We start from the raw sequence: 22,377 nt of genomic DNA, 5'->3' as shown, positions 1-22,377 counted from the left end.
AATAAAAAAGCAAAGTCTGGTATCAAACATTGCTTTTTGATCTCTTATCGGAGTGCCAATTTTGCTTTCCGTTTTTTCGCAGCGCGATACCATAGAAATGCGATCACAGCTGCCAAAAGATATGGCATGGTAAATAAATAAATGATTCCGGTGTTCAGTCCAGCTCCGATGGTGGTCTCGCCGTTGGCTACGTTATTTTCCACCGAAGCGCGGCACATCGCGCATTGCGCCCAAGAACTGAGGTGAATTCCCAGAAAAAAGAAAGCAAGAAGGATAAGCTTAAGTTTCATAGTTAATCACTTTGGTTACCTGCGTTCAGATTTTTCCGGCAGGCATAATTCGAGATCTGAGACAAATCTGCAAACTGAGGCTGATCGCTTTTCTTCTAGTGCGTGTAATAGGGACTGATCATCAAGTAGACGATCACGCCGCTGATCGACACATACAACCAGATCGGATACGCAAATTTAACCACTTTTCGGTGTTTATCACGCTGATCTGTGTAGCCATAGTAGTAGGCAAACAGAATTGGGAACAAGGCCACCGCCGCCAATACGATGTGCGTGATCAACAAGAAGTAGTAAACCGAACGAATCATGCCCTCACCTCCAAACTTCGTGCTCTCTGCCGCTCCATGATAAACCACGTAGGATACCAAAAACAAGGCTCCAAGAACAAAAGCTACTGTCATGGTTGCTCCATGATAGCTGTATTTCTTATTCTTAACGAAAATCAATCCAAGGATCAGCGCTGCGGATGCAGCGGTATTGACCACGGCATTCAAATGGGGAAGGAAATAAACCCAATCTCCCAAGGAAGTGATCTTGGCAGGCATGAAAATCAGGATTGCCACCACCAAAGGGATGACAATGGATATCCCAATGATCCAGCTCTTCACTTTCGTCTCATGTTGCAGCGAAGGATATTTACTTGCTTCCATGTAATAATACTTTTGTTTCTAACATCAACAGATCCACATCTTCCCGATTAGTCCCGCTATAGTAGCCGCGGATACGGCCGAGCTCATCGATGAGCATAAACTTATCGGTATGGACAAAGTCGTCCGGCACGCCATTTCCGTCAACTGTGGGAATGATAAAGCCACACTTGGCCAAGCGATAGGTCTCGTCCTTTGGCCCCGAAAGGAAATGCCACTTGCCCGGTATTGCGCCATGCTCCTCTGCATAGGTTTTCAATATCTCAGGAGTATCGAATTCAGGATCGATGCTGATGGACATAATCTGAACCATTGGCTCATTGCGAAACATGTCATTGACGCGTTCCATCTCCTTGGACATGACCGGACAGATGCTTGGGCAGGAGGTAAAAAAGAAATCCACCACGGTAATCTTTCCTTCCATCTCCGCTCTCCCAATGGCTTTACCGTCTTGGTTCAAAAAGGAAAACTCAGGAATATAGTGCTGAGTAGTATCGGTGACAGGGCATTCTAAAAACGGATTGTCTGCTCCTTTTTCGAAAAAAATGGGGAGGTCATATTCGTTTTTTCCAAATCCCCTCAAAAACATAAATACCAAAACAGGGATCAACAAGATGCACACCAACACCATTCCCTGCAATATCCTCAATCCTTTCATAGCATTTTGTTAACAAAAAAGAAGGTTGAAGTGATCCACCTCAACCTTCCATTTTATTGAAATTTATTTTTTACCAACGCAAAAGGAAGATCTCTGAACCTTCTTTAACTAGGACAATAATTAACCAAAACAGGAAAATCAATGGAGCAATGATCGAATAGAACAAACCCTTGACTTCGTCACCAAGGTGCATGAATTCCAACATGATGTATTTTGCCTTCCAAATCGTCAGGGCAATGAAGGCAGTGTAGAGCAAAATCCCTCTGCCCATGGTAAATGCCATGATAAATTCTACTACCGTGATTGCCAAAAGGATTCCGGCAGTCTTCCAGATCTTCTTGACCTTTTTCTCGTTCCGAGCTTCTACTACGAGGGTTGACTTGTTTTCTTGAATATCCATTTTTCGAAGGTTTTTAAATGCTAGATCAGATAGAAAAGCGTAAATACAAATACCCAAACCAGGTCAACAAAGTGCCAGTAGAGGCCAATTTTCTCCACCATTTCGTAGTGACCTCTTCTGTCATAAACCCCGACAGCCGCTTGGTAAAAGCAAAGAAAAAGAAGGAACACGCCGATGGTCACGTGAAATCCGTGAAAGCCGGTGATGAAGAAAAACAACTGTGCGAAACCTGCTGGCCCGTATTCGTTCACATTTAGATTGGCTCCAAAAACCGTCTCGGTGACCACTCGATTCAATGAATTGACGTAGGTCATTACCGTACCGCCATCAGTGCCATGGATAAAGTGACTCCACTCCCATGCCTGGCAGCTCAAGAAGGTAATCCCTCCTACTAAGGTCCAAAGCATCCATTTAACGACATCGTTTCTGTCGTTTCTATGACCTGCTTCCACCGCCAATACCATCGTCACGGAGCTGGCAATCAGGATAAAAGTCATGATCCCTACGAAAATCAGGGGAGCATTCACCCCATGTAGGAAAGGAAGCGCCTTGAATACCAATTCCGGTACTGGCCAGTATTCGTTGGAACCTACGAACGCGTCCGCAGACCCTGCATAAGCCGGATAACTGACACGGATCGAGATATAGGTAATCAAGAAGGCCGCAAAAGTGAAGATGTCGGAGAGCAGGAAAAACCACATCATGAGTTTTCCATAACTGGCCTTCATGGGTTCGTTTCCTCCACCCCAAACGCCTCTTTTCGAGCTTACTCCAATAGCAGTAGAATGCGCAGACATAATTTATTGTTTTGTAGCAGGTTTTATTTTAATGATTCAGAAGCAAAAACATAAACAGGTATAACCACAAGCCCCCGAGAAAATGCCAATAGGTAGTAGCCATTTCCATGGGAATCATAGCCCGGGAATGAACCTTCAGTCTGAAGGTCGAAATTAATACAATAATCAGAAATATCACACCTGAGATCAAGTGGACAGCGTGCAATCCGGTGAAAACATACAGAAAGGATCCGGATGGATTTCCTACAAAGAATACTTCACGGTCAACCATCGCCACCCAACTATACCACTGCCCCACCAGAAATGCGATCCCCAATAATACCGTAAGAACCATCCCTGTTTTGAGATTGACAAAATTGTCCTTTCGGGCGGAGTAGGAAGCCCACTGAAGGGTCAAACTGCTCATCACAGCGATCCCAGACGTCAACCAGAATATAGCTGGCAGTTCATAATCCAACCAATTTCCTTCAGATTGTCTTACAATATAAGCACTAGTCAAGCCAGCGAAGACCATCACTACTGTCACCATAAACAGCCAAAGCGCAAACTTCTTAGGGTGCATGGAGATCGGCTGCTCCTCCATATCCACATATTTCAGTTCTCTTTCCATGAATCAGGGCAATTTGTCAAGCAAATACGCAATCTGCACGATCGGTAAATAGAGAAAAGAACCAAACATAATCTTCAATGCGGAATTTCGAGAACAATCTCTCATTAGTGAGAAAGTCTGCGCAAGGAAAAGTACCCCACACACCGTCGCCACTATCCCCGAGTTCAAGCCCGTCAAACCGAAATAGCTTGGCAATAATCCCAAAGGCAAGAGAAACAGCGTGTAAATCATGATCTGAATCGCTGTATTGATGTCCTGGCCTCCTCCACTGGGGAGTAGTTTAAATCCAGCTCGCTTGTAGTCCTCATCACTGACCCAAGCAATTGCCCAGAAATGAGGAAACTGCCAGATGAATTGGATTCCAAAGATGATCAAGGCTTCATAGGATATCGAACCAGTTGCGGCAGTCCAGCCCAACAAAGGAGGCATGGCACCCGGAATCGCTCCGACAAATACCGCAATCGGACCAACTCTCTTCAGCGGAGTGTATGCGAATACATACAACACCATGCTCAAGATTCCGAGCCAGGTAGTCAATGGATTTGTAAATACCCAAAGTAAGGCAATACCGATGATTGCTACGAAAGAGGTAAACCAATAGGCTTCCTGAAGGGAAATGAGTTGAAGTGGCAGAGGGCGGTTTTGCGTTCGCTTCATCAGCTTATCCAAATCACGCTCCATGATCTCGTTGGCAGCACCGGATGCTCCTGAGATCAGAAATCCACCGAGTGTTAGACCGAGAAATCCAGACCAACCGAAGCTCGTGCCGGTATCTCCCAAGATATATCCGAACACCGCAGAAAATGTAACCAAGGCCGAAAGCCTCAGCTTGATTAACTCGGAGTAGGCTTTGATCCTTGCAATCACAAAAGCCGATATCGAATGGTCAGTTACGTCAACTGTCCTCATTTTCAAATAGTATTTAACTTAAACTGTACGTGGTCTTTCAATTGTAGGATCAGAGTAAACTGAATGCCCAGAATGATTGAACCAAGCAATAGGTGCACTGGTTGAAGGAACGCCGGAATGCCAAAGTAGGCCATTCCCATTCCCGATGCGATCTCCAATAACAAGACCAACATCAATACTTGCGTCAAAAGATTCACCTTTGATCGTCGGACTGAGTACCGAAATGCCCAATAGAAATACAACAGATGTATTCCCAGCAGCACGATTGAAAAGGACCGGTGAACGAGGAAATCTATCCCCAACCGGCTAACCCATTCTTCTCTAAGCAGGTCTCCAAGTGCAAACGAAATTTGATCAATCTCTTCTCGCACCTGAGTTCCAAGGACTACCTGAATCAATGTCAAAAGCGATGCGATGACGAGAATCCACCTTACCTTAGCAGGAACATCTACTTTCACTCCGTGACCCGGCTGGAGTCGCTCGGACAGATGGTGAACATGCAGCAGTACGGCAACCAATGCCAAGGCGAGCAACATGTGGAATGTAATCATCCAAGCCAGAAGGTTGGTGGAGACCACTATAGATCCAATCCATCCGGTAAAGAGCACCAAGATTAACGCGAAAATCGAATAGATCGGAATCAACTTGTTGGAACTCCAGAGCTTGAAAGACTTCCAAACTGTCAGGATAATCAGGAGCCCGATCAACACACCGACCAAGCGGTTGATGTATTCTATCCAGGTCTTGGTGGCGTTAAATTCCTCCTCTACCAAGATGGACTTGTCATTTGCTATTTCGGTGGCCTTTTTCTCAAAGCCCAATTTTTCAAGTGTTGCTACAAACCTTTCGTTTTTAGCTAGTCTTATTTGGAGATAATGCTCTCGGTAGTCCTCCGGAAGCTGTTCTACACTAGTTGGAGGAATGACATTCCCAAAACACCTCGGCCAATCAGGACAACCCATTCCTGAGCCTGTGCTACGCACGATCCCTCCGACCAAGATCAAGAAGTAAACAGCGATTACCGTCCAAAAAGAAAGTCGGCGAAAGCTGTTTACCGCTGTATTAGTGCTTTGATTCATTTGCTACTAAAACCTCAGCCTCTTCCTTCATAATTTCCAATTCGAGCTTCACCATTTCCTGCTCATGAGGCAGGTTGGACTCTGGAGTCTGAGAAAGTGGTACGGTCTGAGGAATAAAATCTTCTGCGGCACCCGGCTTGGAGTAATCGTATGGCCATCTGTAAACGGAAGGAATCTCGCCAGGCCAGTTACCATGTCCAGGCTCGATAGGAGTAGTCCACTCGAGTGTATTGGATCTCCAAGGATTGGCCGTTGTCTTTCTTCCTCGATACATGCTATAGAAGAAATTGAACAAGAAGATGAACTGAGATACAAAGGTGACAATTGCCGCAGCAGACACAAACATATTCAAGTCAGTGTAATGCTCTGTAAAAGCGAAGTTAGTCCAAGAGTAGTACCTTCTTGGAAAGCCAGCTATCCCGATGTAGTGCATAGGGAAAAACACCAAGTACACGCCAGTGAAGGTCAACCAGAAGTGGATGTATCCCAACTTAGCATCCATCATTCTGCCAAACATCTTCGGGAACCAGTGATAGACTCCGGCGACCATTCCGAAGAATGATGCAGAACCCATCACTAGGTGAAAGTGAGCAACTACGAAATAGGTATCGTGCAATTGGATATCAATGGCAGAGTTTCCAAGGAAAATACCAGTTAAGCCACCAGAAATAAAGAAGGAAACCAATCCTATGGAAAACAACATCGCTGGAGTAAAGATCAGATTGCCTCTCCAAAGCGTAGTCAGGTAGTTGAATACTTTTACCGCAGATGGGATCGCAATGATCAGCGTCAGGAACATGAAGATAGAGCCCAAGAAAGGATTCATTCCTGACACAAACATGTGGTGAGCCCAAACGACGAATGACAATACGGTGATACCCAACATCGAAACAATCATCGCCTTATAGCCAAAGATTGGCTTTCTGGAGTTGGTTGCGATGACCTCAGAGGTGATGCCCAAAGCTGGCAACAGTACGATGTAAACTTCAGGGTGACCCAGGAACCAGAATAAGTGCTGGAATAGAACCGGGCTACCGCCGGTATTAGGAAGTGCTTCACCAGCGACGTAGATATCAGCTAAGTAGAACGAGGTTCCAAAACTTCTGTCAAAAACAAGCAACAAAGCCGCTCCAAATAAAACCGGGAACGACAAAAGGCCGATCACCGCAGTCAGGAAAAACGCCCAAATCGTCAAAGGAAGTCTTGAGAAAGACATGCCTTTAGTTCTAAGGTTGATGATCGTTGTAATATAGTTGATACCGCCCATCAGAGAGGATGCGATAAAGAACACCATCGCAACCAACCAAAGAGTCATACCCAAACCTGAACCTGGAATCGCCTGCTCCAATGCAGAAAGCGGGGGATAAACTACCCAGCCACCTCCCGCAGGGCCCGTTTTGATAAACAGGGAGACAAACATGATCACACCGGAGATAAAGAAAAACCAATACGAAAGCATGTTCATAAAACCGGACGCCATATCACGAGCTCCGATCTGAAGTGGAATCAGGAAGTTGGAGAAAGTACCACTCAAGCCGGCGGTCAACACGAAGAATACCATGATGGTACCGTGCATCGTAACCAAAGCAAGGTAGAAATTAGGATCAAGTGCTCCATTTTCATCGATCCAGCCGCCCAGCAATGGACGAAGGAATTCCAGACTCAAATCTGGAAAACCAAGCTGCAATCTGAAAAGTACAGACAGAAATCCTCCGATTAGCGCCCAAAACATACCGGTAACCAAAAATTGCTTACCGATCATTTTATGATCTTGGGTGAAGATATATTTTGTTATAAAATTATCATGATGCTCATGATCGTGATGATCGTGGGCAGCGTCATGATGTGCCGCAGATGCTGTAGACATATCCTATAATTTTATTTATTACTTTCTCTCAATTGAATTTCTGCCAGTTCTTTGATCTCAGCCGAAACCCCCTCTGCTAGAGCTGGGTTTTGCTGCACAAAAGACTTCTGCTCTGCAAACCACTTTTGGTATGCAGCTGGCTCTACGACTTCTATCACTTTTCTCATTCCGAAGTGTCCACGTCCGCAGATTTCAGTACAAGCTATTTCATACTCAAACTCAGGATCATTCAATTCCGCTCGCATTTCTTCAGTGGTCTTCGTAGGTACAAACCAGAATCTAGTTGGCATGCCCGGTACCGCATCCATCTTCAATCTCATGTGAGGAGCAAAAACAGAGTGCAATACGTCACGAGCTCTGATCTTGAAGAGAACCGGCTCCCCCTTAGGGATTACCACTATCGGAGAAGGAAAATCATCCAGTGCATTCTTATCGTTGAAATCGACTCCATGGGAATTCGAAGCGGAAATCAATCGATAATCATAATCTCCGAGAACTTTGTCTTTACCGGGATACCTTACTTCCCAGGCAAACTGATAGCCCATGACCTCAATGACGTGTGCATTTTCAGGTGCTGGAGCAGTGATATCAGACCATGCCATCCAACCTGAGATCACCAAACCTGCTAAAACCACTGCCGGCACTGCTGTCCAGATGATCTCTAGCTTGTTGTTGTCAGGATAGAAAGCCGCCTTTCTGCCTTCTTTGTACTGATACTTGTAAGGGAAGATAAAAAGCAACACGTGGGTGATCAAAAATACAATCCCGGTGATAGCCATCGTGATCCAAAACAATTGGTCAGTAATAACTCCGTGCTCAGAAGCAAGCGGAAGATCGTAGTTGTCAAACTCCTTAATCGAATACCAAAACATCAAAATGGTTGTTCCAATCAAAAAGAGGACGAAGAGGATTGCGTTTACCTTGTTGCTCCCGGAGGCAATCTTCTTATCTGAACCCTTTACAACAGATACCAAGGTTTGAATTCTGTACACCATCCATATGATGGACAGAACCAGAAGAACCCCTACTCCTATAAGAAATCCGTACATAACTTAGCTTTTTCGGATAAATAATTAGATGTGATGATTATAGCTTTCCTCAAGCATCGGGTGATTTTTAGCAACCAGATTCCCTTTTGCCAATCCTGAAAGAACTACGAAAATGAAGGCTGAACCATAGATCAAGAACATTCCTATTTCCATAAATCCTACTCCGCCGTTGTGACCCAAAGTACCAGGCTGTACCATCAGGAAGAAGTCAACCCAGTGACCTGCGATAATCAAAGCACAAACCAACTTCAAGAATACCCCGTGTCTCTTTGCATCTCTCGTCATCAATAACAGGAAAGGAAGGACAAAGTTCATCCCCAAGTTGACAAAGATAAATGGACCATAGATGTCACTAGACAGTCTTTCGATGAAGTACACTGTCTCCTCAGGAATGTTGGCGTAATAAATCAACAAGAACTGAGAAAACCATAGGTACGTCCAAAATATGGTAAAACCAAAGATGAATTTACCCAAGTCATGCACGTGATTTTCGTTCACCATTTCCAAAAGGCCTTGGCTCTTCAGGAAGATCGTGATCAGGGTGATCGTGGACAAGCCAGCTACGAACCAAGAAGCGAATACATACCATCCGAATAGCGTGGAGAACCAGTGTGTGTCAATTGACATCACCCAATCCCATGCAGAGATGGAAGAAGACACTGCGAAAAAGATCAGGAAGAAAGCAGACCATTTTCTGATGGTATACCAGGAAGATGTACCTCCGATGAGATCTTCATTGTAGGTCAAGCTTTGGAATTTCTTGAAAAAGAACACCCAGAAGCCAAAGAACAAGACCATTCTCAAGATGTAGAAAATCGGGAATGTTCCTTTTGCCATCGGCCAATAGAAGAAAGATCCCTTGCCATCGATGATGCTGTCATACTCTGGGGACGCTTTGTCAAAAAGATAAGCATGAGTCCAGTGAAACAAATCATGATTAGCGATGAAGAATGTCACAATCATCAATACCCCTGCAATCGGCAACCAGTTGCCTAGGGAAAGCATTACCCTGATGATCGCTGAAGACCATCCAGCCTGAGCTGCGTATTGAATCGCAAAGAAGAATACGCCAATGATGGCAATACCTGTAAAGTACACGTTGTTGATCCACAAGTTAGCATATAGTCGCTGATACCAGTGAAAAGCGTGACCTTCCGCCTCAGCTTCTCCGTGATGACCACCGGTCATCGCCAGGATGATCCCGAGTACCAAAAGAATTGCCCCAATGACCAAAACGGTCATGATAGGCTTCTTAATAGCAGCTCCAAAAACAAATCGCTGCTCCAAATTATAGTGTTGTTCGCCGTGATGCGCCATGATTAGTTAGCTGGGGTTACTTGTGCTACCGAGGTAGAGTCTGAAGCAGGTGCCGGAGCAGCTGCTGTAGCCTGACCTTGAATAACTTGTTTGACATAGTGAACAATTTTCCATCTGCTTTCCTCAGGAATCTGAGAACCATGAGCTCCCATTCTGCCTTTTCCTTTGGTGATCACATGGAAGATATGACCTTCCGGAAGGCTGACATACGCGCCGCCAGTAAGGTTGGCAACACCACCAATGATCTCACCAGCCTTTCCGTCACCCTGCCCTGATTTGCCATGGCATGAACTGCAATACTGAAGGTAAAGAACTTCGCCTCTCTCCAATACCTCTTCGGTAGGTTCAACTGGGTTTTTGGTCAACGCAGCTTGCTCGAGTTCGAAAGCCTTCAATCTGTAAGGAAGGTATCCCTGCTTGTTGCGAGGAACCGTATTGGCAACAGGCTCTCTCATATTCATCCCGTGTGGATTGTGAATGTTAGAGTTAAAATATTCCCCTTTTCCATCTTCCCGGGTAGAGATCAAGTTTCCTTTGGTCGTTTCATCTTGGATTTGAGTCAAAGGCTCATACGCTACGGAATGATACATCTGAGGTGCATATTCAAGCCCTTGGTTATCACCACCGGCTTTACATCCGGCCAAAAAGGAAACGGCCAGCGCGGAACCTCCGAAAATCAATGCTTTTGCAATTTTCATATATCCGGATTTTCTATTCAAAACTTTTATTATTCACCTCGGTTGCTCCAGAAGATGTCAAAATCTCCTTGATTTTATCCAACTCCAGCCCACTGTTGTTCGCAATGTCGATAGCCATGATATGCTTGTCATCGGTCGATCTTACGTCGAAGATTCTTGGTTGAGCCCATGGCTTCAGATTCGAGACAATCATAAAGACCGCCACCATGCCGAAGGAAGCCAAAAGCACGGTCAACTCAAATGTCACGGGGATAAAGTCAGGGAAAGCTCCGTGATCTTTGCCACCGATGATCATCGGCCAGTCGAATTTCATCATATAAAACTGCATGGTCAAAGCCAACGTAGTTCCCAACAATCCAAAAAGAAATGCTGCTATAGGAAGTTTGCTCCTCTTATAACCCAGTACATGCTCCAATCCGTGAACTGGGTAAGGAGAATATACTTCGTGGATTTTCACGCCGGTACCTCTTACCTGCTCAACTGCATGGAGCAATACGTCCTCATCGTCGTAAACTCCCAGAATAAAATGTGTATCCTTTTCCATGATTATTTATGCACTTTTTCGGATGAAGACTTGAGTACAGATTTCACTTCAGCCATGTTGATCACCGGGAAGAACTTCGCAAACAAGAAGAACAAGGTAAAGAACAAACCAAAGGTGAATAGGTAAACTCCGACATCAGCCCAGGTTGGGTAAAACATCGCCCAAGAAGATGGAAGGTAATCTCTGTGTAGAGAGGTCACGATGATCACAAATCGCTCAAACCACATCCCAACGTTCACGACGATAGACAAAGCAAAAGTCGCCACAATGGAAGTACGGATCTTCTTGAACCAGAAAAGCTGCGGAGAAATCACGTTGCAAGTCATCATAGACCAGTATGCCCACCAGTAAGGACCAGTTGCTCGGTTGATGAACGCGTATTGCTCAGCTTCTACACCAGAATACCAAGCGATGAAAAACTCAGTGATGTAAGCGATACCGACAATAGAACCCGTAATGATGATGACAATATTCATCAGCTCGATGTGACCTATAGTGATGTAATCCTCCAGGTTATACACCTTTCGCGTTACAATCATCAGCGTCAACACCATCGCAAATCCTGAGAAGATCGCACCCGCAACGAAGTACGGAGGGAAAATTGTCGTGTGCCAGCCTGGGATGACCGAGGTAGCAAAGTCAAAGGATACAATCGTGTGAACTGAAAGTACCAATGGTGTAGCCAAACCTGCGAGAATCAATGATACTGACTCGTACCGCATCCAGGATTTGGCAGCGCCATCCCATCCAAAGGAAAGTGCTCCGTAAATGATCTTTCGCAAACCGGTAGCTCTGTCTCGGATCGTAGCAAAATCAGGAATCAAACCGATATACCAGAATACTAGGGATACAGAGAAATAAGTCGAGATCGCAAAAACGTCCCAAAGTAGTGGGGAGTTAAAGTTTACCCAAAGCGAACCAAAAGTATTGGGAAGTGGAAGTGCCCAATAGGCTCCTAACCATGGACGGCCCATGTGAAGTACCGGGAACATCGCTGCGCAAATAACCGCAAAAATGGTCATCGCTTCTGCAGCACGGTTGATAGACGTTCTCCATTTCTGTCTGAAAAGCAACAATACCGCTGAGATCAAGGTACCGGCGTGACCGATACCAACCCACCATACGAAGTTGGTGATATCCCAAGCCCAACCTACGGTTTTGTTTAGACCCCACATACCAATGCCTTCCCAAACAGTAGCAACTACTGCGATAGATCCCAAAGCCAAAACACCGGCAGAAGTAAGGAAAGCAAGGAACCATCTGATATTTGGCTTTGCTTCTACATGGCGAGACACGTCTTGTGTTACGTCATGGTAGGTTTTACCCCCGGTAACTAACGGATCGCGTACGGATGAAGTAACCTGCATAGTTTATAAAATTTTGATTACGCTTCGTTTTTGTCTTTATTTCTGATTTTGGTAAAGTACCAAACGTTAGGACTCACGTTGATCTCCTCCAAGACATGGTATGCTCGCTCTTCTCCTACTTCTTTGGTAGCTGAAGTCGTTTCTTCGATCTTCAACATCTGAGAAACTTTGCTACCCGGATCATTCATATCTCCGAAGACCAAGGCATCCGTAGGACAGGCGACCGCACAGGCTACATTGATTTCGCCATCTTGAACCTTACGCTTTTCACGTTTCGCCGCCAGTTTACCAGCTTGAATACGCTGCACGCACATGGAGCATTTTTCCATCACACCACGTACACGGACAGTCACGTCAGGGTTCAGCACCATTTTACCCAAGTCGTCGTTTTGAGCGATGTTCACTCCTGCGAAGTCCTTGTTGTCATGGTATTTGAACCAGTTGAATCGACGAACTTTATACGGACAGTTGTTGGCACAATATCTAGTACCGATACATCTGTTGTAAGTCATCTGGTTGAGTCCCTCTGAGGAGTGGGTTGTAGCAGCCACCGGGCAAACAGTCTCACAAGGAGCATTGTTACACTGCTGACACATCATCGGCTGGAAGGTTACTTCCGGATTTGCCGCAGCTACTTCCATACCTGCCAGATCATCGGCAGGAGCGTCAGAAGAATAGTAGCGGTCGATTCGGATCCAGGCCATTTCTCTTCTGTTGAGAACTTCCTGCTTACCCACGACGGCAACGTTGTTTTCTACCTGACAAGCCACGGTACAGGCGCCGCAACCGATACATGAGTTCATGTCGATGGCAAGACCCCAATGGTGCTGGCTGTATTTGTGACCGCTCCAAAGAGAAATCTTAGACGGCTTCACAAATTCACCATCCTTGTAGATTTTAGGCTTGTATCTGCCTGCAGAAGCGTCAGTTTTATATTCTGCCAAAGTAGCTTCTTGGATCACGTTTTCACGACCCATGAAAGTCTGGTGAGTTTGCGTTCGGGCGATCTTATAGGTATCTCCTGTTACAGCCACCTCCACTCCGGTGGTAAGGTCAAAATTCACAAAGCCTTTGGAGGCGTCCAGCAAATTGTAAGCGTTCACCCCTACTCCATCAGCTACGCGTCCAGCCTTGGTTCTTCCGTAGCCCACAGCCAAACCGAAAGTACCATTTGCCTGCCCTGGCTGAACCAAGATTGGAACAATCAGCGATTTGCCATTTACTGTAATGGAAGCTTTCTGGGTATGCTCTTCCACCATCTTGATTCCGTTGTCCGTAGCCCATTGCTGTGACACGGTCAGGTAGTTATCCCAAGTAGCCTTGGTGATTGGATCGGGCATTTCCTGTAGCCAAGGGTTGTTGGCGAAAGCACCGCTACCGATTCCGACTTTGGTATAGATTACCAGTTCGGCACCTGCGTTGTCCGCTTTTGACACCTGAGCAACTCCGGCCGCTGCGGCTGACACATCTCCAATCGGTGAAAGATCCGCACTGGATTTAGAGATATTTATGACACCATTGTAAAGTGACTGATCCCAAAACTCCTGGAAAGATCCGCTTGTCTCTACTTGCGTGAAAAGTGTGGATTCCCAGCTTTTCTGAAGGAAATCATAATAGGAAGTCGTAGACCCTGCCCAAGTCAGGAAAGAATCCTGCGCCTGACGGGTATTGAACAACGGTGAAATCGTCGGCTGAGAAAGTGAGTACTGACCGAACTTAGGTTCGAAGTCGTTCCAAGATTCCAGGAAGTGATGATCAGGAGCTACGATCTGAACCAGAGAAGAAGTCTCATCCAAGGTTCCGTTGGTCGCGATACTTACTTTTGCCTTGGCGATTCCCTCAGCGACTTCAGTGCCACGAACGTGATCGTACACTGGGTTACAGTTGTAAAAAATGACTGCTCCAACTTGTCCGCCTTTCAACTCTGTTACGAATTGATTCATGCGGGCATCGTTTCCTTGTCTGAAATTCACCGGGGTAGAGAAATCTACTGTAGTTCCGTTGCTTCCCAAAAGTTCGTTGATCGCGTGTATGACGATCTGTACGTTTGGATCATTTGATCCGGAAACAACCAGTGCAGCGCCCTTGGCAGCCCAAAGATCATTGGCGGCTTTGTCAAGGTTTGCGATTTCTACTTTCGCAGCAGTCACCGTAGCAGCACCTGCTTTGGTTGCGATGGCGTTATATAGTGCCAAAACCGCCAATCCGCTTTGAGAAGCTTTGATCGGAGTTCTATAGTCAGCATTTGCACCAGTCATTGACAGGTTGGATTCAAACTGATAATGTCTAGACATCTCAGGGCGAGCCTTGCTGATCTTTCTTGTCTTTGCGTAAGCACCGGCAAATTCAATCGGAGAAATCCAAGTTCCCAAGAAATCAGCACCGAAGGATACGATCGTTTTTGCTTTGTCAAAATGGTAGGAAGGCAAAACTGCCTGTCCATAATATACTTCAGAAGCTTTGGTGATTCCGTAGTTAGAAACAGGATCATACATGATCACTTCAGCACCACCAACTGCCGCAGAAAATTCATTTAATACCTCGAAGGTCGTAGGGGAAAGGATTGTATTCGCAACAATCTTCACAGTACCCGCAGCACCCAATTTTGCTTTTACTTGCTCATCTACCGCTTTCCAGTCGGCCGCCGCGCCAGCAATCATCGGGCTTGCCAGTCTTTGCTTATCATAAAGAGAAAGCACAGACGCTTCCACGATAGCACTCACTTTTCCCTTATTGATTGGAGAAAGTTCGTTTCCGTCGATTTTGATCGGGCGACCTTCTCTGGTTTTCACCACCACCGATGCATAATCACCGCCGGAAGTAAAGGTAGAAGCGTAGAAGTTTGGAATGGATGGGTTGATGTCAACCGGCTTATTCACATAAGGAATAGCTTTTCTGACCGGAGCCTCACACGCCGCTAGTGTAGCTGCTGCCAAACTGAAACCCATCACTTTGAGAAAATCTCTTCGGGATGCACTTCCGTCTTCGCCCAGCGTTGTCGGTAGTTCCGCAAACTCCCTGTCGGCATGCTTCACAAACTCCGCTTCGTTGCTGAGTTGCTCGAGCCCCTTCCAGTAGGTTTTTTTATTTTCCTTCATTTTTATTTCTAGGAATGAATTAGCAAAAAGGATAAGGAATTAATAGTGGCACTTCGCACACTCCAGGCCACCGATGTCTTTTACTTTCAGAGCATCTTTGGAATCAGAGTGGAGTTGAACCAACTTATCATAGTATGCATTGCCTTCTGTAGCAATTTCAGTTTGTCTGTGGCAGTCGATACACCATCCCATAGTCAATGAGCTGTGTTGGCCAACAACTTCCATTTCCTGAATCTCACCGTGACATGTCTGGCACTCAATGCCACCGACAGCTACGTGCTGAGAGTGGTTGAAATACGCAAGGTCAGGCAGATTGTGAACTCTCACCCACTCGATCGGCTGGTTGTTGTCCACCGCTGCATAGATCTTGGCGATTTCCGGAGAGATTCCTTCCTTACCCGCTACATTCTGAACATGCGTGTGGCAGTTCATACAAATGTTTGGAGAAGGAATGTTAGCAGATCGACCGATCTCTACACCAGTGTGGCAATACTGACAGGCGATTTCCAGATCACCGGCATGAAGCTTGTGTGAATAAGCAATTGGCTGAGTCGGTGCATATCCTTGCTGTACTCCTACGGAATACAATCCATCAAGAGCAGTCTTAGCGACCAGGGCGATAACCAAGGCGGTCACTATGATAATAAAGCCATCACTTTTCAGAATTTTAGCATAGTCGGTCTTCTGAGAGACAAATTCCTTGTCATCTTCAGGTAGATCCTGCTTGTTGATGTATTTGGTCAATACAGAGATGATCAATCCCAATACGACCAAGATCAGCAAAAGGACAAGTACCAAAACACCGACGATGATTGTCAGGTATTCACTTGGAATTCCTCCTCCAGCTGCGGCACCCGCTTCACCGCCCGCAGCGGCTACAGTTGCTGCCGGATCTACTTTGTCTCCATGCTCGATGTAGGAAATTACGTTGTCCAGATCAGCGTCACTCAAAAACTCATGAGCGATCATCACCGTGTTGTTGTATTCCTTAAAAAGATCTACAGCGGTTTTGTCGCCAGAAGCGATCACAGCCTGGGAATTCTTGATAAATGCTTTAATCCACGGAATGTCTCTTCTATCAGAAACTCCTCTCAAAGCGGGACCAATCAACTTCTGGTCTAATTTGTGGCATGTTTTACAATTGGCATTGAAGACAGTCTTACCTGCAGCAATCGCCTCATCGCTGCTTGCAACGGCTGGATCTGCAGCGTAAGCCGAAACCCCAATCAGCATGAAAAGCAGCACTGCCAGCGTCTGGAAATTCAATCGAATCCCTACTAACGAGCGTTTGGATAACATATTATAGCTAATTAAATAGTTTTTAAGGTTCTCTTTAACCCCTGCAAAGGTACTACCCCCCGCTAATTTTTCAAAGATGCATTAGGGAGGCCGTATATTAACCGAATCTCAAAAAACTGAGGTTTATTTGATTGACCTTCAATCTTTTGCGATATATTTTCTCATCTTAATTTTATTTAGAGTCATTATAAATAATGGAATTTTGAAACCTTTTTTATAGAGGCTTGATAATCAGTATTTCCAACTCAATAATAGTAGCGAAATCTTTAATTCTGAAGAGATTCCACCTGGGGAAATTCTTTTTTTTAAGAAGCCGAAATTTGCTCAAGCAAGGAAAAATCCTACATTTGCATTCCGAAAACCGATGGTCGAGTGGCCGAGTGGCTAGGCAGAGGTCTGCAAAACCTCGTACAGCGGTTCGAATCCGCTCTCGACCTCAACTAAAGCATCCTCAAAAGGGGTGCTTTTTTCATGCCTTTTGTTTCATCCCATATGTTTTAGGCAAGTCCCCCATTGGACATCCATTGCCGACTGAGAGTCACATTTTTCCTCCTCAGCAAGGATTAAAACAATATAAAGGACAATGGCTTAAGAGATCCTCAACAAGACCCCTTCAGCAAATCGATTTTGAGTTAAAAAAAACCCTGTAGCTCCAGCGTCTTTGCGAACAATCAAACTTTTTCTCCTAGAGGCAGAAAACCGTAAAGGATTCAGGGGCTTGTCGGTCTTGATACTTACGTCTTGCCACTTTAGGAATTGCTTTTCACACCGACATTCCCTAGTTTATCAATCAAACGATTGAGTGTCATGCCCCAAAATATCACCCTGCGCGTAAACGGCGAAACCAAAACCATTTTAGCTGATCCCGAAGAACCCCTCCTCTACATTCTGAGAGATGAGTTTTCTCTGAATGCCGCAAAATACGGCTGTGGGCTACACCAATGCGGCGCTTGTATGGTACTTGCAGATTCCAAAGCCGAACCGACCTGCCTCAGACCCTGCTCCAGTTTTGGAGACACGGAAATTACCACGCTCGAAGGACTTACAAAAAACGGCAAACTCCATCCCGTCCAACAAGCCTTCATCGATACCCAAGCGGCGCAGTGCGGCTATTGCCTAAACGGCATGATTCTCTCCGCTGTCGCTCTTTTGGAAGAAAATCCCAAACCCGCGGAAAGAGAAATCCGGGAAGCGCTCGATCCCGTCATCTGTCGCTGCGGAACGCATTCGCGCTTTATCAAAGCCGTGAAACTGGCGTCTGAAACAATAAATCGATAAGCATGAAGGGTCCAGAAATTAACAATTCGAGCCGTCGGTCTTTCCTGAAGAGCACCGGACATCTGATCATCGGTTTCAGCCTGTATCCTTTTGTATCCTGCGAAACGAAAGGCACCCCCCTAGCTCCCTACAACGGAACTCCCCTCCGCCAACACATCGACAACAAGCTGATCGACTCTTGGATCCGGCTCGATGCGGAGGGATATTTAACTGTCCTTTCGGGAAAGCAGGAACTTGGGCAGGGCATCAAAACCGCGCTGATCCAAATCGCCGCCGAAGAACTGGACATCGAGCCTGCCCGTTGCCGGATTATCAATGCCGACACAGGACAGACCGTAAATGAAGGATTCACCGCCGGCAGCAATTCCGTAGAGGGAAGCGGAAAAGCGATTCGAAATGCGGCAGCTGAAGCCAGACTTTATTTGTTCAAGTTGGCTGCGCAAAAATGGAACACGTCTCAGGAATCACTCAGCGTCGCAAATGGTATCATTAAATCCAAAAAAGGTGACGAAATCAGCTATTGGAAACTGCTGGAGGGAAAGTTCATCGAGGAAAAGATCTCCGGAGAGGCCGTTCCCAAAAACCCAAGTCAACACAAATACGTCGGACAACCGCTCAAGCGGGATGATATTCGCAAGATGGTCAGCGGAGAATCCCACTTTGTCCACGATCTGAGAATGCCCGGGATGGTCCATGCGAGAATTCTTTTTCCACCATCCTACCAAGACAAACTTTCCTCCATCGATCTCAGCCAGGTTGAATCCATGCCTGGTGTCCTGAAAGTGATCCAAAACGGAAGCTTCCTGGCAGTGGTCGCAGAGCGGGAATACCAAGCTGTGCAAGCCCGTGAAAAGCTGAAGTCTTTGGCTGTTTGGAACAAAACTCCAATAGAAACACTCCCCAAACAACTTTTCGACACCATCAAAAAGACATCCGGCAAACCGGAGGAAGTCAAGCTCTCACCGGGGATTGCGGAGGTCATCGCAAATACAGCGATTAGCCATAGCGCCGAATATTTTAAGCCTTACACTATGCATGCATCGATGGGACCGTCCTGTGCGGTAGCACTTTGGGAAGAAAATCTCCTGACCGTCTGGACTGCCACCCAAGGTGTGTATCCAGTTCGGGCGACTTTGGCAGATCTTTTTTCCCGAGAGGAAGAAAGCATCCGCTGCATCGGAGTTCCGGGTTCGGGTTGCTATGGACAAAACGGTTCCGATGATGTGTCCGGTGAAGCAGCGCTAATCGCCAAAGAAATGCCCGGTGTCCACGTCCGCCTTCAGTGGATGCGGGAAGACGAAAATAAGTGGGAACCCTATGGCACAGCGATGGGCTTCCAGCTTTCGGCAGGGATGGATGCCGATGGGAAAATTCTGGCATGGGACACCAATGTTTGGTCGGATTCTCATAGCACAAGACCAAATGGCCGAGCGGCGAGTTTTGTTTCCGCAAGGCATTTAGAAAAGCCTTTCCCGTTTCAAAAAGGTGGATTTTCCGCAGGTTCCTACCGAAATGGAATCCCAGAATATACCATCGCCGCAAAGCAACTTCACCTCTACACCTTTTCCGGGCCACTTCGGACTTCCTCGTTGCGGGGCTTGGGAGCTTATGGAAACACCTTTGCGCTGGAATCCTTCCTGGACGAACTCATTCATAAATCTGGAAATGATCCGATTGATTTTCGGCTAGGAAACCTCGAAGATCCACGAGCAAAAGCGGTCTTAGAGAAACTGGCAGAAAAGACAAACTGGAAATCAAGGCAGAAAACCGAAACCAACGGATTCGGCATCGCTTATTCTCGGTATAAGAATTCGACTTCCTATTTCGCAGTCTTGGCAGAAGTGGAAATCGACAAAGCCGCCAAGAGCTACCGACTCAAAAAACTGACGGGTGTGATCGACTCAGGATTGATCATCAATCCCGACGGGCTGCGAAACCAAACCGAGGGCGGCATGATCCAATCGGCCAGTTGGTCGATGTTGGAAGAAGTCCAGTTTGATCGAGAGGAAATCACCAGCACAGATTGGACTTCCTATCCGATCCTACGGACAATGGAAACGCCAGAAGTCGAAGTCCATCTCATCGACCGACCCGACACACCACCGATGGGAGCTGGTGAGGCTGCAATGGGGCCTGTCTCAGCGGCAATCGCCAATGCGATCTTTGATGCCACCGGAAGTAGGATCAGAGATTTGCCTTTGAAGGCGGAAAAGGTTGATTGGAAAAAGGTCTGATCAAATCAATCACTCAAAAGCGTCGACAAATCGACTCTCACAAGCGTCGTTGTCCCGTTCACGTCCATGACGTTGAAAAACAGTTTTTCTCCACTCCAGCTCAGCCCGACAATCCCGATATTGATCCATTCACCTCCCTGGAAATCCGTCACCTGAATCAGCTGCTCCGTTTTTGTGTTTCTAACCCACACCTGCGGCAGTCCCGATCGATCTGATACAAACGCCAACAAATCCATATCTGAAGTAGAGAATGAAGGATTGGTGTCATTCCAATCAGACACCTCATAGTCTATCAAAGACCCAGAATTCTCCAAATCAAAACCTAAGATAACATAGGAAAAGCCACTTTCATTTTCCTTGGGAGCAGTAGTACTGTAGGCTACACTGTTTGATTCGGTAGAATAATCCATCCCCAATACGCGAGCTATCGCATGCTCGTCAGGTTCTACCGCTCGAAGAAAAATAGTATCTGGTTTCGCCAACCCGAGAGACATGATGCCCGATTCCCCAGCCTCCAGACTATCTAAAAAATAGACCAGGGATTCGTCTTCTTCGGCATACTTCGGAAAATGACTTTTGTAGGAATCGCTCATCACATCGGTTACCGTTCCCGATGCGAATGCAAATTCACTGATCACTGAAGCATTCGCTTTCTCGCTGACAAACACCAATTTATCGCCGGTCACTGACCAAGAAGGATATTGGCCGTTTTCCCAAATCAATCGCTCCGACTTGCTATCCAAATCATACAAAAACACATTTTGAGAACTACCAGCTGCTCCGGCTTGAGACAAGGAATATGCAACCTCAGTTCCGTCGGGAGAGACTTGAGGGTGAGTAATGTAGTTGAATCTTTCTTTCTGAAAAATATCCTCCACAGTCGGAAGTGCATTGGTCACGACCATCACCCGGTTGGTATAATTTCGAACGTTTGCTCTCTTTGCTATCACAAAAAACTGCTGCTCCACCCCAGGTTCCAGTCCCGATACCTGATAGGTTGTAGCTCCTGCCGGAGACTCTCCTAACTTGTAATCGCCACTGGATGTAAGCGACTTTGCCCAGATTTCGTAGTAGCTGGCTGGCACGATTGACGGACAAAAACCGGCGCAAATCTGATTGGAATCCCAAGTCAATAACACTTCAGTCGGACTGACAATTTCGGAAATCAATATAGGAACCTCAAGCGTCGATCCCTCGGGGATGGAGTCATCAAAGCGCTCACAGGATGAAAAAACGAGAAAGGACAAAAGTAAAAGCGTATAGTTCTTCATGAGGTATTCTAATTAAATCGGGCGAGAATTTTACTGGATTGAAAAAAGTTTAAACTTTAAATCAATATCAAAATGAGTCGGCTAATTGCTAAAACCGATACCCGACTCCAAACTGAACACCCAACTCCTGAAGGGTTTCTTTGGCACCCTGCGGCTTTTCAAAAGTCACGACTGCGTGCCTTTTGTAATTCGGAAAAATGGAGAAGACAAACTTTTCCTTCTGCACCTTTCCTCCCAAACCGGCCAGAAAACCGAGTCCGCTCTGATCTGAAAATCGATTCCATTCAGAAAGCTGAAAGTCCACAACGGGTCCGGCGGCGACAAAGAGAAACTTGGTCAAGGAATATTCAGCGTATACAGGGATAGAAAGCATCTCGAAATCGGTATTGTGTGTAAAAGGTATGGAGGGCATACCTGTGAGGCAATCCATGCAGGGTGGCGGGCTGTATTCGACATCGGCAAAGGCGTAGTTGAGTCCTCCATTGATCCGGAATTTCTGTCCAAGACCATAAGAAAACCCCAAACCAAGCTCCTTGTATCCTTCCGTACTTCCAGAGTTGATTCCGACCATGCCCGCTTTTGGCCCAACGAGTGATGCAGAAAGGCCGAAATAACCCTTCACCTCTAAGCCTCCCTGCGCAAAAACCGATGCTCCGCATAGCAGCAGGCAGACTAATAAAATGCTATTTTTCATGAATTGACCATGTTCTGGAAAGTATCTCAACCTGAACGAATGAGCAAGTGGGAATGCTACAATACCACTCGAGGGGGATTAGCATTTCACGAAATCCGGCTTCTGGAGAAGCAGGATAAAGGAGCAATTTTTCAAAAGTCCAGCTTCAGGAGTACTTTGACAACGACAGAAAAAACGCTAGAAGAAAGGGTATAAAACATTCATGAATAGGGGAAATTCACCCGCAGCCATGAAAGTCGTAAAAGGAGTTACCACAACTTATTTACGACAT

The 22,377-nt window shown here is 46.1% G+C and carries 20 protein-coding genes and 1 tRNA gene; 3 read left to right on the top strand and 18 right to left on the bottom strand.

Features of this window, described 5'->3' with window-relative positions:
- Nucleotides 1–44: 44 nt before the first annotated feature.
- The 16 genes from ABD031_RS13970 to ABD031_RS13895 form a co-directional block, all read right to left on the bottom strand.
- Nucleotides 45–290, bottom strand: coding sequence for a hypothetical protein (locus ABD031_RS13970; protein WP_343852506.1), 246 nt, complete (start codon nucleotides 288–290; stop codon nucleotides 45–47).
- A gap of 95 nt (nucleotides 291–385) precedes the next feature.
- Nucleotides 386–940, bottom strand: coding sequence for a DUF420 domain-containing protein (locus ABD031_RS13965; RefSeq protein ID WP_343852504.1), 555 nt, complete (start codon nucleotides 938–940; stop codon nucleotides 386–388).
- The gene (locus ABD031_RS13960) at nucleotides 927–1,595 is read right to left on the bottom strand and encodes an SCO family protein (RefSeq protein ID WP_343852502.1); all 669 of its coding nucleotides are present in this window, start codon (nucleotides 1,593–1,595) and stop codon (nucleotides 927–929) included. Before ABD031_RS13960 ends, ABD031_RS13965 begins: the two co-directional genes overlap by 14 nt.
- A gap of 70 nt (nucleotides 1,596–1,665) precedes the next feature.
- Nucleotides 1,666–1,995, bottom strand: coding sequence for a cytochrome C oxidase subunit IV family protein (locus ABD031_RS13955; RefSeq protein ID WP_343852500.1), 330 nt, complete (start codon nucleotides 1,993–1,995; stop codon nucleotides 1,666–1,668).
- 20 nt (nucleotides 1,996–2,015) lie between these two features.
- Nucleotides 2,016–2,792, bottom strand: a complete 777-nt coding sequence (locus tag ABD031_RS13950) for a cytochrome c oxidase subunit 3 (protein ID WP_343852498.1) — start codon at nucleotides 2,790–2,792, stop codon at nucleotides 2,016–2,018.
- Between the two features lie 28 nt (nucleotides 2,793–2,820).
- Nucleotides 2,821–3,402: a cytochrome c oxidase subunit 3 gene (locus ABD031_RS13945; RefSeq protein ID WP_343852496.1), complete on the bottom strand. Its 582-nt coding sequence runs from the start codon at nucleotides 3,400–3,402 to the stop codon at nucleotides 2,821–2,823.
- Between the two features lie 3 nt (nucleotides 3,403–3,405).
- Nucleotides 3,406–4,311 carry a heme o synthase gene (cyoE, locus tag ABD031_RS13940; protein WP_343852494.1) on the bottom strand — a complete coding sequence of 302 codons (906 nt, stop codon included), beginning with the start codon at nucleotides 4,309–4,311 and terminating at the stop codon, nucleotides 3,406–3,408.
- Nucleotides 4,312–4,313: 2 nt separating this feature from the next.
- Nucleotides 4,314–5,390, bottom strand: coding sequence for a COX15/CtaA family protein (locus tag ABD031_RS13935; protein WP_343852492.1), 1,077 nt, complete (start codon nucleotides 5,388–5,390; stop codon nucleotides 4,314–4,316).
- On the bottom strand, nucleotides 5,374–7,257 hold the full coding sequence (locus tag ABD031_RS13930) for a cytochrome c oxidase subunit I (RefSeq protein WP_343852490.1): 1,884 nt from the start codon (nucleotides 7,255–7,257) through the stop codon (nucleotides 5,374–5,376). The genes ABD031_RS13935 and ABD031_RS13930 overlap by 17 nt, the downstream gene beginning before the upstream one ends.
- Nucleotides 7,258–7,268: 11 nt before the next feature.
- On the bottom strand, nucleotides 7,269–8,306 hold the full coding sequence (locus ABD031_RS13925) for a cytochrome c oxidase subunit II (RefSeq protein WP_343852488.1): 1,038 nt from the start codon (nucleotides 8,304–8,306) through the stop codon (nucleotides 7,269–7,271).
- A gap of 24 nt (nucleotides 8,307–8,330) precedes the next feature.
- Nucleotides 8,331–9,623, bottom strand: a complete 1,293-nt coding sequence (locus ABD031_RS13920) for a quinol:cytochrome C oxidoreductase (protein ID WP_343852486.1) — start codon at nucleotides 9,621–9,623, stop codon at nucleotides 8,331–8,333.
- A gap of 2 nt (nucleotides 9,624–9,625) precedes the next feature.
- Entirely contained in the window at nucleotides 9,626–10,321 is a 696-nt protein-coding gene (locus ABD031_RS13915) for a c-type cytochrome (RefSeq protein WP_343852484.1), read from the bottom strand.
- 13 nt (nucleotides 10,322–10,334) lie between these two features.
- Nucleotides 10,335–10,865 (bottom strand): DUF3341 domain-containing protein, encoded by a 531-nt coding sequence (locus tag ABD031_RS13910; RefSeq protein ID WP_343852482.1) that lies wholly within the window; start codon nucleotides 10,863–10,865, stop codon nucleotides 10,335–10,337.
- Between the two features lie 2 nt (nucleotides 10,866–10,867).
- Nucleotides 10,868–12,232, bottom strand: coding sequence for an NrfD/PsrC family molybdoenzyme membrane anchor subunit (gene nrfD / locus ABD031_RS13905; RefSeq protein WP_343852480.1), 1,365 nt, complete (start codon nucleotides 12,230–12,232; stop codon nucleotides 10,868–10,870).
- 17 nt (nucleotides 12,233–12,249) lie between these two features.
- On the bottom strand, nucleotides 12,250–15,330 hold the full coding sequence (locus ABD031_RS13900) for a TAT-variant-translocated molybdopterin oxidoreductase (protein WP_343852478.1): 3,081 nt from the start codon (nucleotides 15,328–15,330) through the stop codon (nucleotides 12,250–12,252).
- Nucleotides 15,331–15,369: 39 nt separating this feature from the next.
- Nucleotides 15,370–16,629 carry a c-type cytochrome gene (locus ABD031_RS13895; protein WP_343852476.1) on the bottom strand — a complete coding sequence of 420 codons (1,260 nt, stop codon included), beginning with the start codon at nucleotides 16,627–16,629 and terminating at the stop codon, nucleotides 15,370–15,372.
- Nucleotides 16,630–16,995: 366 nt separating this feature from the next.
- Here ABD031_RS13895 and ABD031_RS13890 point away from each other — a divergent pair.
- The 3 genes from ABD031_RS13890 to ABD031_RS13880 all read left to right on the top strand — a co-directional run bounded on the left by ABD031_RS13890 (nucleotide 16,996) and on the right by ABD031_RS13880 (nucleotide 20,141).
- Nucleotides 16,996–17,066, top strand: a tRNA-Cys gene (locus ABD031_RS13890).
- A 370-nt stretch (nucleotides 17,067–17,436) separates the two neighbouring features.
- Nucleotides 17,437–17,907, top strand: coding sequence for a (2Fe-2S)-binding protein (locus tag ABD031_RS13885; RefSeq protein ID WP_343852474.1), 471 nt, complete (start codon nucleotides 17,437–17,439; stop codon nucleotides 17,905–17,907).
- A 2-nt stretch (nucleotides 17,908–17,909) separates the two neighbouring features.
- Entirely contained in the window at nucleotides 17,910–20,141 is a 2,232-nt protein-coding gene (locus ABD031_RS13880; protein WP_343852472.1) for a xanthine dehydrogenase family protein molybdopterin-binding subunit, read from the top strand.
- A 5-nt stretch (nucleotides 20,142–20,146) separates the two neighbouring features.
- Here ABD031_RS13880 and ABD031_RS13875 read toward each other — a convergent pair whose 3' ends face one another.
- Both ABD031_RS13875 and ABD031_RS13870 read right to left on the bottom strand, forming a co-directional pair.
- Nucleotides 20,147–21,412 carry a hypothetical protein gene (locus tag ABD031_RS13875; RefSeq protein WP_343852470.1) on the bottom strand — a complete coding sequence of 422 codons (1,266 nt, stop codon included), beginning with the start codon at nucleotides 21,410–21,412 and terminating at the stop codon, nucleotides 20,147–20,149.
- Nucleotides 21,413–21,500: 88 nt separating this feature from the next.
- On the bottom strand, nucleotides 21,501–22,106 hold the full coding sequence (locus ABD031_RS13870) for an outer membrane beta-barrel protein (protein ID WP_343852468.1): 606 nt from the start codon (nucleotides 22,104–22,106) through the stop codon (nucleotides 21,501–21,503).
- Nucleotides 22,107–22,377 lie beyond the last annotated feature (271 nt).

This window comes from Algoriphagus jejuensis (assembly GCF_039523455.1).
In the GTDB taxonomy this organism is placed as follows: Bacteria; Bacteroidota; Bacteroidia; order Cytophagales; family Cyclobacteriaceae; genus Algoriphagus; species Algoriphagus jejuensis.
The sequence above is the reverse complement of the archived record's forward strand: the minus strand, read 5'-3'. Positions and strand labels throughout refer to the sequence as shown.